This window comes from Pantoea sp. MBD-2R, assembly GCF_039134845.1.
In the GTDB taxonomy this organism is placed as follows: domain Bacteria; phylum Pseudomonadota; class Gammaproteobacteria; order Enterobacterales; family Enterobacteriaceae; genus Erwinia.
Genome location: NZ_CP152417.1, coordinates 3,094,006 through 3,106,135 on the forward strand (window position 1 = coordinate 3,094,006; position 12,130 = coordinate 3,106,135).

At 54.9% G+C, this 12,130-nt stretch carries 11 protein-coding genes; 5 read left to right on the forward strand and 6 right to left on the reverse strand.

What is annotated here, in order from left to right; genetic code table 11:
• The first annotated feature begins 49 nt into the window (after positions 1 to 49).
• From AAGQ96_RS14305 to fghA, 3 genes are all read left to right on the forward strand, one after another.
• A complete protein-coding gene (locus AAGQ96_RS14305) occupies positions 50 to 943 on the forward strand; it encodes a LysR family transcriptional regulator (RefSeq protein WP_147198865.1) in 894 nt (297 codons plus the stop codon).
• A 78-nt stretch (positions 944 to 1,021) separates the two neighbouring features.
• Positions 1,022 to 2,146: an S-(hydroxymethyl)glutathione dehydrogenase/class III alcohol dehydrogenase gene (locus tag AAGQ96_RS14310; RefSeq protein WP_147198866.1), complete on the forward strand. Its 1,125-nt coding sequence runs from the start codon at positions 1,022 to 1,024 to the stop codon at positions 2,144 to 2,146.
• Positions 2,147 to 2,155: 9 nt separating this feature from the next.
• Positions 2,156 to 3,001: an S-formylglutathione hydrolase gene (gene fghA / locus AAGQ96_RS14315; protein WP_147198867.1), complete on the forward strand. Its 846-nt coding sequence runs from the start codon at positions 2,156 to 2,158 to the stop codon at positions 2,999 to 3,001.
• Between the two features lie 229 nt (positions 3,002 to 3,230).
• Here the strand turns inward: fghA and AAGQ96_RS14320 are convergent, their stop codons facing one another.
• From AAGQ96_RS14320 to AAGQ96_RS14340, 5 genes are all read right to left on the reverse strand, one after another.
• A complete protein-coding gene (locus AAGQ96_RS14320) occupies positions 3,231 to 4,019 on the reverse strand; it encodes an ABC transporter ATP-binding protein (protein WP_342755569.1) in 789 nt (262 codons plus the stop codon).
• A complete protein-coding gene (locus AAGQ96_RS14325; RefSeq protein WP_147198869.1) occupies positions 4,016 to 5,092 on the reverse strand; it encodes an iron ABC transporter permease in 1,077 nt (358 codons plus the stop codon). The genes AAGQ96_RS14320 and AAGQ96_RS14325 overlap by 4 nt, the downstream gene beginning before the upstream one ends.
• A gap of 153 nt (positions 5,093 to 5,245) precedes the next feature.
• On the reverse strand, positions 5,246 to 6,712 hold the full coding sequence (locus AAGQ96_RS14330; protein ID WP_147198870.1) for an amino acid permease: 1,467 nt from the start codon (positions 6,710 to 6,712) through the stop codon (positions 5,246 to 5,248).
• Between the two features lie 199 nt (positions 6,713 to 6,911).
• Entirely contained in the window at positions 6,912 to 7,778 is an 867-nt protein-coding gene (gene yieE, locus AAGQ96_RS14335) for a DNA-binding transcriptional regulator YeiE (protein ID WP_147198871.1), read from the reverse strand.
• A 9-nt stretch (positions 7,779 to 7,787) separates the two neighbouring features.
• Positions 7,788 to 8,159: a YkvA family protein gene (locus tag AAGQ96_RS14340; protein WP_147198872.1), complete on the reverse strand. Its 372-nt coding sequence runs from the start codon at positions 8,157 to 8,159 to the stop codon at positions 7,788 to 7,790.
• 101 nt (positions 8,160 to 8,260) lie between these two features.
• Here AAGQ96_RS14340 and AAGQ96_RS14345 point away from each other — a divergent pair, with 101 nt between their 5' ends.
• Both AAGQ96_RS14345 and nfo read left to right on the forward strand, forming a co-directional pair.
• Entirely contained in the window at positions 8,261 to 9,301 is a 1,041-nt protein-coding gene (locus AAGQ96_RS14345; RefSeq protein ID WP_342753888.1) for a YeiH family putative sulfate export transporter, read from the forward strand.
• 60 nt (positions 9,302 to 9,361) lie between these two features.
• Positions 9,362 to 10,204 carry a deoxyribonuclease IV gene (nfo, locus tag AAGQ96_RS14350; protein WP_147198874.1) on the forward strand — a complete coding sequence of 281 codons (843 nt, stop codon included), beginning with the start codon at positions 9,362 to 9,364 and terminating at the stop codon, positions 10,202 to 10,204.
• A gap of 221 nt (positions 10,205 to 10,425) precedes the next feature.
• Here the strand turns inward: nfo and fruA are convergent, their stop codons facing one another.
• Positions 10,426 to 12,120 carry a PTS fructose transporter subunit IIBC gene (gene fruA, locus AAGQ96_RS14355; RefSeq protein WP_342753889.1) on the reverse strand — a complete coding sequence of 565 codons (1,695 nt, stop codon included), beginning with the start codon at positions 12,118 to 12,120 and terminating at the stop codon, positions 10,426 to 10,428.
• Positions 12,121 to 12,130 lie beyond the last annotated feature (10 nt).

Here is a 12,130-nt window from a genome sequence, read left to right on the forward strand (position 1 = left end):
TCACGAAAAGTGAATAATTAACACCAACTTCCTGACGATGAGAGAATAAATGGATCTGACACAGCTAAAAATGTTCTGCTCCGTCGCTGAGACAGGCTCGCTGGCACGCGCGGCGGAGACTCTGCATCGGGTGCCGTCCAATCTCACCACCCGACTGCGTCAACTGGAACAGGAACTGGGGGCCGATCTGTTTATTCGGGAAAAACAGCGTTTGCGTCTTTCGCCCGTCGGCCATAACTTTCTTGGCTATGCCCAACGCATCCTGGCGCTAAGTGAAGAAGCGCTGAGTATGACGCACAGTGGCGAACCAGGCGGAAATTTTACGATCGGCTCAATGGAAAGTGCGGCAGCAACGCGTCTCCCTTCCCTGCTCGCAGCCTATCACCAGCGTTATCCCGCGGTGTCGCTCTCATTACGTACCGGCACCACCGGTGAAATTCTTGAGCAGGTACGAACAGGCACGCTGGCAGCTGCGCTGGCTGACGGCCCCATTATTTCCGACGATCTTCACAGCTGCGTGGCTTTCGCTGAGCGTATGGTGTTGATCTCAGGTCAGGCCCATTCGCCCATTCGCCATCCCCGTGATGCCGCCGGTGATACGCTTTTCGCCTTCAGGCCGAGCTGTTCTTATCGTCTGCGGTTTGAAAATTGGTTTCGCGATGCAGGTGTCCAGCCCGGTGCCTTTATGGATATTCACTCCTATCACACCCTGCTCGCCTGCGTAGCGAGCGGCAGCGGCCTGGCTTTTCTGCCTGAATCGGTACTCGATCTGCTATCGGGGAATGATAAAGTTCAGCGTCACTCGTTGCCTGATAAAGTCCAGCAAGCGGCGACTTATCTGATTTGGCGGCGTGACAGCTTTACGCCCAATATCAAGGCGCTGAAATCGCTAATCGCTGAACAAAATGACGATATCGCTGAAGTTGATGAAACTCGTCCATAATTACCCTGACCGATCGCTTTTGATGCGACTAACCCGCCGGGCGTTAATACCCAACCCCGCTTTAAGGAGATAAATGAGATGCAGATGATAAAAACTCGTGCCGCGGTTGCCTGGGCTGCTGGTGAGCCACTTTCCATTGAAGAGGTGGATTTAATGCCGCCACAGAAAGGTGAAGTGCTGGTACGCATTGTGGCAACCGGCGTCTGCCACACCGATGCCTATACGCTTTCTGGCAAAGATCCGGAAGGTGTTTTCCCGGCAATCCTTGGGCATGAAGGCGGTGGGATTGTAGAAGCGGTAGGCGAAGGCGTTACCAGCGTTGAGGTGGGCGATCATGTCATTCCGTTGTACACGCCAGAGTGCGGTAAATGTAAATTTTGTCTGTCAGGGAAAACCAATCTTTGTCAGGCAATCCGCGCCACGCAGGGCAAAGGACTGATGCCGGACGGCACCACCCGCTTCTTTAAAGACGGCAAGCCGATTTTCCACTATATGGGCACCTCGACCTTCTCCGAATATACCGTTATTCCTGAAATCTCTCTGGCGAAAATCAGCAAAGAAGCGCCGCTGGAAGAGGTCTGCCTGCTGGGCTGCGGCGTCACCACCGGTATGGGTGCGGTGATGAATACTGCTAAGGTCAAAGAAGGCGATACCGTGGCGATCTTCGGCCTTGGCGGCATTGGTCTGTCGGCGATTATCGGGGCGAAAATGGCGAAAGCGGGTCGTATTATTGGTATCGACCTCAACACCAGTAAGTTTGACCTGGCGACTAAACTGGGCGCAACCGATCTGATCAACCCAAAAGATTTCGACAAGCCGATTCAGGATGTGATTGTTGAAATGACCGATGGCGGCGTGGATTTCTCGTTCGAATGCATTGGCAACGTCAATGTGATGCGTTCCGCGCTGGAGTGCTGTCATAAAGGCTGGGGCGAATCCGTGATTATCGGCGTTGCTGGTGCAGGTGAAGAAATCGCCACGCGGCCTTTTCAGTTAGTCACCGGCCGCGTCTGGCGCGGCTCCGCTTTTGGCGGCGTGAAAGGCCGTTCCCAGCTGCCCGGCATCGTACAGCGCTATCTTGACGGCGAGTTCCAGCTTAACGATTTCATCACCCATAATATGCCGCTGGAAGAAATCAATGACGCCTTCGATTTGATGCATGAAGGAAAATCGATCCGTTCCGTCGTGCATTTTACTAAATAAGGAAAAGTAATGACCTCCCCTCTGGAGTTACTGGAAGAACATCGCATGTTCGGCGGCTGGCAGCAACGCTATCGCCATCTGTCGACAACGTTAAACTGTACAATGACCTTCAGCATTTTCCTGCCAGGCCCAAAAGGCGAAACTGCCCCGCCGGTGCTCTGGTTTCTGGCCGGGCTGACCTGTACCGACGAAAATTTTTCGACCAAGTCCGGCGCGCAACGAATCGCGGCAGAGCTTGGGGTGGTGCTGGTGATGCCGGATACCAGCCCTCGCGGTGAAGTGGTGCCTAATGATGAAGGGTACGACCTCGGTCAGGGCGCGGGCTTTTACCTGAACGCCACCAGGGCACCCTGGGATGCGCATTTCCGCATGTACGATTATCTTAATGAGGAGCTGCCTGCGCTGATTGCCAGTAGTTTCCACGTTAGCGATCGGCAGGCGATTATGGGGCATTCAATGGGTGGGCACGGCGCAATTATGCTGGCGCTGCGTAACCCACAGCGGTTTGTCTCCGCGTCGGCTTTCGCGCCGATCGTCAATCCTGTTGAGGTTCCCTGGGGACGGAAAGCCTTTACCGCCTATTTGGGCGGGAACAGTGAGAACTGGCGTGAATATGACAGCTGCTGGCAGATGCGCCAGGCGTCAACGGCGGTACCGATGCTGATCGATCAGGGCGACAGCGATCAGTTTCTGGCCGATCAGCTGCATCCTGAACGTCTGGAAGCGATTGCCCATGAGAAGGGTTTCCCGCTTACCCTGCGTATCCAGCCGGGCTACGATCACAGCTACTTCTTTATCGCCAGCTTTGTGGAAGATCATCTGCGCTTTCACGCTCAGCATTTGCTGGCTGAATAATGTAAAAGGCCGGGGAAATCCCGGCTTTTCGTTGATGACACAGTGCTGGCGCAAGGAACATGAGCCTTCCACAAAGACGCAAAAAGCGGCATCCCTGCCAGCTCGACCTGGGCCGTCCATGGCCCAGGACGCTTTGTTCCAGGCTCATATTCCTTGCGCTTTGAGCTTGTCAGCTGTCTGAGGTCGTGAAGCTCCGGGCCTGACGTTATTTGAATGCGTTACTCGCCTGTCAAAAAACAGGCTGCGTCACCAACCCGTCAATCAAAACCTGTGGCGTGCCCTGCGAGCAGCGCTCAATACGCCCTTTTACGCCATAAACCTTCGCCAGACTTGCTGGGGTAATAACCTCTTCCGGCAAACCATCAGCAATCAATTCGCCATTTTGCAGCATCAGAACATGCTCACCGTGACGCAAAGCGATATTGATATCGTGTACCACGACCACGGTGATGATATTGCGCTTATGGGTTTCTCTGCGCACCAGGTCCATAACGTGAAACTGATAGTTCAGATCCAGCGCGCTTAACGGCTCATCCAGCAGCAGCAGTTCCGGACGGCGGATCAGCGATTGGGCGAGTCCCACCAGCTGTTTCTGGCCGCCAGAAAGCTGATCCAGGTAGCTCAGCGCCAGATGCGCAATACCTAAGCGATCCAGCAGCGACATTACTTCAGCTTCACTGGCCGCGCTGTTACGTCCACCGGAAGCGCGCTGGGCAACAATGATCGACTCCAGCACGTGCAGATGTACACCCGCAGGCAGCGACTGCGGCAGATAAACCACTTTTTCGGCGCGCTTTGCAAATGGCAGCGCCATCAGCTCATTACCATTTAGCCACAGCTCGCCCTGAGCGCGATTCAGTCCCGCCAGCGAACGCAGCAGCGTGGATTTACCGCAGCCGTTTGGCCCAAGCAGGACGGTAATTTTCCCGCGAGGCAGCAAAGGCACGTTCAGGTTGCTGATAATTTTACGTTTTGGATAGCCGGCATGAAAGCCGCTGATTTTCAATCCATCCATCAGACGGTCCCCCGGTGACGCAGAATAATGCTCAGGAAGAACGGCACGCCCACCAGCGAAGTGACAATGCCTACCGGAATAATGACGCCCGGCACCAGATTTTTTGAAACCACTGAAGCCATGGACAGCACCAGCGCGCCGGTCAGTGCGCTGGCGGGCAGATAGAAGCGATGATCTTCACCGAAGATCAGGCGGGCGATATGCGGCGCGACCAGACCAATAAAGCCAATTGGCCCGACAAAAGCCACCGCCAGCGCAGAAAGAATACTGATGCGCAGCAGCGTGCCCAGACGAAGTCGACGTACGTCAATGCCAAAGCTGATGGCGCGGTCTTCGCCCAACCGCAGCGCGGTCAGCTTCCAGGAACTCATCATTGAGAACGGCACCAGTATCACCAGCGCCAGCGTCAGCACGCCCAACTTTTCCCATGACGCACGGGCCAGGCTGCCCATGGTCCAGAAAACCAACCCCTGTAAGGTGTCCTCACTGGCGATGAACTGCATCATCGAAACCAGCGCGTTAAAGGTGAACACCAGCGCAATACCAAACAGCACCACGCCTGAAGTCGCGACCTGCGTCCAGCGCGTCACGCCGTCCAGCATCAGCGCGGCCAGCAGCGCAAAGATAAAGGCGTTGGCGGAGATAAACCATTGATCGGGGATACCCGGGATGCCAATGCCCAGCACGATAGCCAGCGCGGCACCAAAAGCGGCCGCCGAGGAAACCCCCAGCGTGAACGGGCTGGCCAGCGGATTATTCAGGATTGTCTGCATCTCGGCACCCGCCAGGCCCAGCGCCAGGCCAACGACCACCGCCATCAGCGCATAAGGCAGGCGAATATCCCATACAATCACCCGCGTACCCGCATCGACGCTATCCGGCGACAGCAAAGTTTGCCACAGCGTATCCAGCTTCAGACCCGAAGGACCCAGCGTGAAATCCAGCAGCAGCGAAGCAAGGATAGCGACAACCAGTATCCCCATAAAAACCAGGCGATGACGCAATACCTGATGATAACGGCCCATCACGCTTTGCGGTTTATCGGCGTACTGTTCGGGGTTGTGGGTCACACTCATGCTCAATACCTGTGATTACTCAGCGGATGCTTACCTGCGAAAAAGATACGGCGCTAACAATAAAGGAAACGATAATAGTTATCAATTATATGTGTAAGCAGGCGTGAAAAACGCGAAAGGCGCGGGAGCCGCGCCTTTCAGGGAGAAGAAGGATTACTTAAATTCAGGGAACTTCATTTCGCTGTACTTCACGAAACGGGTTTTCTTTTTCAGCTTGTAGCCAAACCAGATAATCAGGAACAGCGGAATACCAATATAGGTCGCCGCCACCCCATACCAGTCGATGCGGTCTGCGAGGAAGGCCTGATAGTTTTGCCCCAGCGTGATGACCAGGCACAGGACAAAGGCAAAAATCGGTCCCAGCGGGAAGAAGCCGGAGCGGTAAGGCAGATTGGCCAGATCGAGTCCATTCGCCACGTAACCACGACGGAAGCGATAATGGCTGATCGCGATGCCCAGCCAGGCGATGAAGCCGGTCATCCCTGACGTGTTCAGCAACCACAGATAAACCGTTTGATTACTGAACATAGAGGTCAGGAAGCAGAGTGCAGCCACAACCGTCGTGGCGTAAAGTGCATTACGAGGCACGCCACCTTTTGAAAGCTTACCGAATATACGCGGCGCTTTGCCTTCACGCGCCAGCGTAAACAGCATACGAGTAGAGGCATACATGCCCGAGTTTCCGGCTGAAAGTACCGCAGTCAGGATCACGGCATTCATCACCGCTGCCGCAGAGAGCAGGCCAGCATGTTTGAAGACCAGCGTAAACGGACTGACGCTGATATCTTTAACATCGTTACGCAACAGGCTTGGATCGGTATAAGGAATAATTAAACTGATTACCAGAATCGCCAGCACGTAGAACAGCAGGATCCGCCAGAAGACCTGACGTACGGAACGCGGAATATTTTTTGCCGGATCTTCCGACTCGCCTGCCGCCACGCCAATCAGCTCGGTTCCCTGGAAAGAGAAGCCGACTATCATTGCCACGCCGATCATTGCCGAAAAGCCACCGGCAAAAGGCGCATCGCCAATCTGCCAGTTCTGCCAGCCTGCAACGTGCTCACCGCCGTGCAGAATGCCCAGGATCATCAGCACGCCAACGACAATAAAGATGACAACGGTGACAACTTTAATTAATGAGAACCAGTATTCCGCCTCGCCAAACCCTTTCACTGAAATGAAGTTAAGCAGGACGATCACGCACATAAACAAGGCGCTCCAGATCCAGCCTGGCGTGTCCGGGAACCAATAGTTCATCACCAGCTGAGACGCGACCAGGTCAACCGCGATGGTTACCGCCCAGTTGTACCAGTAGTTCCAGCCCAGCGCGAAGCCGAAGCCTTCCTCAACATAGTTAGAGCCGTAGGTGGAGAACGAACCCGAGACCGGCATAAAGGCAGCCAGTTCGCCAAGGCTGGTCATCAGGAAATAAACCATCAGACCAATCAATGCGTAGGAGAGAAGCGCGCCGCCCGGGCCCGCCTGCGAAATTGTTGCGCCTGAGGCAACAAATAAACCCGTGCCAATAGAACCGCCAATGGCAATCATCGTCAGATGACGTGCCTTTAACTCACGCCTTAAAGCAGGTTGTTGTGTTGTTTTTGTGTCCTGATCCATCTTGAAATGCTGTGCTCTGACTGAAAGAGACGCGATTGTAACAAACTCCTTCGTCAGAGATACTACTTCCGCGACGTTATAAGATAGCTTCATGATCGGCGGCCGATTATTAGCAGCAGAAGATTTTAAGCTAGTTATAAGCGGTACGGCTTATAGCATGACGAGAAGGCGGCCGACGGCTGCATGCCGCATTGGTAGATTATTCAGTGCAATAGCTCAGAAAACGCAGCAGCGCCTTGGACAGATGCTTTTGCCGGTGATGAATACGATGCAGCGTGCGCTTCAGCTTTGGCAGAGGAACCGGCACCTCTTTCAGCGTGCCTGCCGCCAGCTGCTCATCGATAACCCGGCGTGACAGGCAGCTAATCCCCATCCCGTGGCGTACTGCATGTTTAATCGCTTCAGAATTGCCCAATTCCAATGCCAGCCTGAACTGGGGCAAATGCGACAGCAGCAAATAATCAACGATTTCACGCGTGCCTGAACCGTGCTCGCGTAAAATCCACGGCGCGGCGGCAAGGCTTTCCAGCGTGATCGGCTGCTGAAAAATATCGGCATCTGCCGCAGCAAATACCACCAGTTCGTCTTCCAGCCAGGGTTCACTAACGATATCAGACACATGGCAAGGCCCTTCAATCAAGCCTATATCCACACGGAAATCCGCCACGGCATTGATCACATCCAGGCTGTTGCCCACGCTCAGTTCGAGCGGCAAGTCAGGGTAATCCCTGCGCCAGCCTGCCAGCATGCCCGGCAGCAGATAGTTACCGATAGTGCTGCTGGCAAACACTCTCAGCGCGCCGTTATCTTCCCGAAACAGCTGCTCGATTTCCGTTGCCTGTTCCAGCAGAGCAACGGTACGCGGATAGAGCAAACGGCCATGTTCATTGACCACCAGCCGCTTACCTACCCGATCAAAAAGCTGCACGCCGAGCTGGCCTTCCAGATCGGCCAGCGCTGCGCTGACCGCTGACTGAGAAAGCGACAACCCCTGTGAGGCCTGCGTGGTGGAGCCGCTTTTCAGAACTTCAGCAAAGACCTCAAGCTGCCTTAATGTAATATGCATCGCTTTTCCTTATGCGCTGTAATGCCCGATCAAAAAGACCATAATGCCTGCCCAGATCAGCAGGATTAACCCTGTCCAGCGGGTAATTTTTTTTCTGTTGGTGGATTGCTGCGTCGCCTTTTGCTGGCTGGCGAGTCGCACCTGTTGCGGCAACAAACGTAGCAGTAGCATGATGCCTGACGGCACGATGACCGCATCATCCAGCAAGCCGACAACCGGGATCACGTCCGGAATCAGATCGATTGGGCTGAAGGCATAACATACCAGACCTGCGGCCAGCGCTTTTATCCAGACGGGCGTACGCGGATCGCGACAGGCAAACCACAGCATCAGCCCGTCTTTCTTCATCACGCGCGCCCAGCGCCTTATCAGTCTGAACATTTCCGCCTCCTTATTACTTATTCAGGTTGATTATAAATATATAATCAATTTCTCTTTTAAGCCACTCTGTTTCATGCTGCCTGTAACAAAGGAGAGGCCGTATGAGTACATTATCACTTAACCTTCAAGCGCAACCGCTGCGCTATACCTGCGGCGTTGCGCTGGCTTTACTGTTGGCGGTTATGGCACTGCGACTCGGTACGCTGCCAGCGGTCGTCGCATCGGGTTTCGGCACGCTGACGCTGGCGATGGTTATGGGTATTGTGGTGGGCAACACGGTTTATCCGCGCCTTGCAGACTCGTGCGCGCCCGGCGTGCAGATAGCAAAACAACATCTGCTGCGGCTGGGCATTATGCTGTATGGTTTCCGGCTGACTTTCCAGCAAATTGCCGACGTAGGGATAAGTGGAGTGGCGATCGACCTTGCCACGCTCAGCTCAACCTTTTTTATCGCCTGCTGGCTGGGCCGGCGCGTTCTCAAGCTCGATCGCGATACTGTCTGGCTGATCGGCGCGGGCAGCAGCATTTGTGGCGCAGCGGCGATTCTGGCAACGGAACCGGTTATTAAGGCTGAAGCGCAAAAAGTTACCGTTGCTATCGCGACCGTCGTGATTTTCGGCACCGTGGCGATTTTCCTTTATCCCCTGCTCTGGCACGAATTCAGTACGTTGTTTCCGGCGATGACACCTGAAGCCTGGGGCGTTTTTACCGGTTCAACTATGCACGAAGTGGCGCAGGTTGTCGCCGCAGGGCATGCCGTTGGCCCGCAGGTGGAAAACAATGCGGTGATTACCAAAATGCTACGGGTCATGATGCTTGCGCCTTTCCTGCTGCTACTGAATGCCCGCGCCGGAAAAAGCCCTCAGCGCGGAAAAGTGCAGTTTCCCTGGTTTGCGCTGATTTTTATTGCTGTCGCATTGTTTAACTCTTTGCATCTGCTGCCACAGGCCTGGGTTTCGGCGATCGGCGAGCTGGACAATCTTTTGCTGGCAACGGCGATGGCGGCGCTGGGATTGACGACGCGTCTCAGCCAGCTCGGGCGTACCGGCTTCAAACCGATATTGCTGGGCCTGCTGCTGTTTATCTGGCTGATTGCAGGCGGTGGTGCGATAAACCTGGCAGCTCACTATTTGCTGGCGTGATTTCTGACGGTTTTTGGTTATCATGACCGGCCCGTAATACAGATATTCAGGAGAAAAGGCATGAAATATATCGGCGCCCACGTTAGCGCAGCCGGCGGCGTGGATCAGGCGGTCCTTCGCGCCCATGAGATTGAAGCCACGGCCTTTGCGCTCTTTACCAAGAATCAGCGCCAGTGGCGTGCTGCCCCGCTCAGTAAAGAAACTATTTCCGCCTTTCGTCATGCCTGTGAGAAATACCATTACCGCAGCGATCAGATTTTGCCGCACGACAGCTTTCTGATTAATCTGGGTCATCCGCTGGAAGAGGCGCTGGAAAAATCACGTCACGCGTTTATTGATGAGCTGGAGCGCTGCGAACAGCTCGGCCTGTCACTGCTGAATTTTCATCCGGGAAGCCATCTGCATCAAATCGATGAAGAAGCCTGCCTGAAACGCATTGCCGAGTCGGTGAATATCGCGCTGGACAAAACCAAAGGCGTGACTGCCGTCATTGAAAATACGGCCGGTCAGGGTAGCAATCTCGGTTTTCGCTTCGAGCATCTGGCGGCCATTATTGACGGCGTGGAAGATAAATCGCGCGTGGGCGTCTGCATTGATACCTGCCACGCTTTCGCGGGCGGCTACGATTTGCGCACGGAAGAAGACTGTGTGAAAACCTTTGCCGACTTCGATCGCATCGTCGGTTTCCAGTATCTGAAAGGGATGCACCTGAACGATGCTAAAAGCGCTTTTGCCAGCCGTGTTGACCGCCATCACAGCCTTGGCGAAGGCAACATCGGTAAAACGGTGTTTAGCTGGTTAATGAAAGACAGCCGCTTTGACGGTATTCCGTTGATTCTGGAAACCATTAATCCGGATATCTGGAAAGATGAAATCGCCTGGCTAAAGTCGGAACAGCAGTAATCTTCAGACGTAAAAAAGCGCGGTTGCCCGCGCTGTTGTTGTAAATATAGTGCTGGCACGAAGAACATGTGCCTTCCACAAAGACGCAAACAGCGGCGTCCTTGCCGGCTCGACCTGGACCGTCCATGGCCCAGGACGCTTTGTTACAGGCCCATGTTCCTCGCGCTTTACGTTTTTGCGTCGTTTAAGCGCGGTTGCCCACGCTTATTGCCTTCAGGAAATTATGCTTTCGCCATTTCCGCTTCAGGACGTTTCAGAATGGCATAGCCCAGACCCGCAACGACTGTACCCGCAATGATTGCCAGCAGATAACCCAGCACCGGGGTAATAGCGCCAGGGATTAGCAGCACGAACAGGCCACCGTGCGGCGCCATCAGCTTCGCGCCAACCCACATGGAGATTGCACCGGTCAGCGCGCCGCCAACGATACAGCATGGCAGAACGCGCATCGGGTCACGGGCAGCGAACGGGATCGCGCCTTCAGAGATAAAGCACAGACCCAGAACCAGCGCCGCTTTGCCCCCTTCCTGCTGACCTTTGTTGAACTTTTTGCGTGCAACCAGCGTCGCCAGCCCCATTGCCAGCGGTGGTACCATGCCGCCCGCCATAATCGCCGCCATCGGCGCATAGGTTTGCGAACTCAACAGGCCAACCCCGAACGCATAGGCTACTTTGTTCACCGGACCGCCCATATCGGTACACATCATACCGCCCAGGATTGCGCCCAGCAGAACCGCGTTTGCCGTGCCCATGTTAGCCAGCCAGTGCGTTAAGGCCTCCATGATTTTGGACACCGGGCCACCGACCACATAAATCATTAACAGGCCGGTGATTAAACTGGCGACCAGCGGAATGATCAGGATCGGTTTCAGCGCTTCCATACTCTGCGGCAGCTTAAGCTTCGCGCTGATAAATTTCGCCGCGTAACCGGCAATAAAGCCCGCGATTATCCCGCCGAGGAAGCCAGCGTTAATGCTGGTTGCCAGCATACCGCCGATCAAACCAGGCGTCAGGCCCGGACGGTCGGCGATGGAGAAGGCGATAAAGCCAGCCAGTACCGGCACCATCAGCGCAAAGGCGCTGCCGCCACCAATCTGCATCAGCGCGGCGGCCAGCGTGCCCTGCTCTTTAAACGCGGTAATACCAAACGCAAAGGAAAGCGCAATGCTTAAGCCCCCTGCAACAACCATTGGCAGCATGTAGGAAACGCCGGTCAGAAGGTGACGATACGCGCCCGCACTTTCTTTTTTCTCGCCCTGTTGAGAAGACTGGCTTCCGCCCTGCGGCTGGTAAGGTTTAGCTTGCGCTAAGGCCTTATCGAATTCCTGAGCGGTTTTCTTCAGCGCCAGACCGGTAGAGGTGCGATACATCGGTTTACCGGCAAATTTAGCCAGATCCACTTCAATATCTGCCGCAACGATCACCAGGTCGGCCTGCGCCACTTCTTCTGGCGTAATCGCATTTCCTGCACCCACTGAACCACGGGTTTCAACTTTGACCCACCAGCCGCGTTTTTTCGCTTCAGCGTCAATCGCTTCAGCCGCCATAAAGGTATGGGCAACGCCGGTCGGACAGGCCGTGATCGCAACAATGCGTTTCGGACCGCTGGCCGCGGCTTCGGCTGCCGGCGCGGCTTCGGTAGCGGGCGCATGCCAGGTCGTCGCTTCCGTTTGCGCGTTGGTCAGCACATCTTCAGGCTGACGCAGCAGTTCAGCAATATCAGTCTGGTAAACCGCTTTCCCCTCCAGCGCGATGCCGGCCGGCGGGTTTTTACCGGCTAAAATAATCAGATCGCTTTCAGCCGGGTTATCCGTCAGCGTCAGGCCTTTTGCGGCTGCCGCAGCTCGGGTGATATTTTTTGCCAGATGGCTGGTTGCCAGCCCCAGCGAAGGATCAATAATCAGCAGCGTTTTCATTATGCCTCTC

Coding starts and splice junctions, on each gene's coding strand:
- AAGQ96_RS14305 (WP_147198865.1), top strand. CDS start 50: ATGGATCTGACACAGCTAAAAATGTTCTGCTCCGTCGCTGAGACAGGC.
- AAGQ96_RS14310 (WP_147198866.1), top strand. CDS start 1,022: ATGCAGATGATAAAAACTCGTGCCGCGGTTGCCTGGGCTGCTGGTGAG.
- fghA (WP_147198867.1), top strand. CDS start 2,156: ATGACCTCCCCTCTGGAGTTACTGGAAGAACATCGCATGTTCGGCGGC.
- AAGQ96_RS14325 (WP_147198869.1), bottom strand. CDS start 5,092: ATGAGTGTGACCCACAACCCCGAACAGTACGCCGATAAACCGCAAAGC.
- AAGQ96_RS14330 (WP_147198870.1), bottom strand. CDS start 6,712: ATGGATCAGGACACAAAAACAACACAACAACCTGCTTTAAGGCGTGAG.
- yieE (WP_147198871.1), bottom strand. CDS start 7,778: ATGCATATTACATTAAGGCAGCTTGAGGTCTTTGCTGAAGTTCTGAAA.
- AAGQ96_RS14340 (WP_147198872.1), bottom strand. CDS start 8,159: ATGTTCAGACTGATAAGGCGCTGGGCGCGCGTGATGAAGAAAGACGGG.
- AAGQ96_RS14345 (WP_342753888.1), top strand. CDS start 8,261: ATGAGTACATTATCACTTAACCTTCAAGCGCAACCGCTGCGCTATACC.
- nfo (WP_147198874.1), top strand. CDS start 9,362: ATGAAATATATCGGCGCCCACGTTAGCGCAGCCGGCGGCGTGGATCAG.
- fruA (WP_342753889.1), bottom strand. CDS start 12,120: ATGAAAACGCTGCTGATTATTGATCCTTCGCTGGGGCTGGCAACCAGC.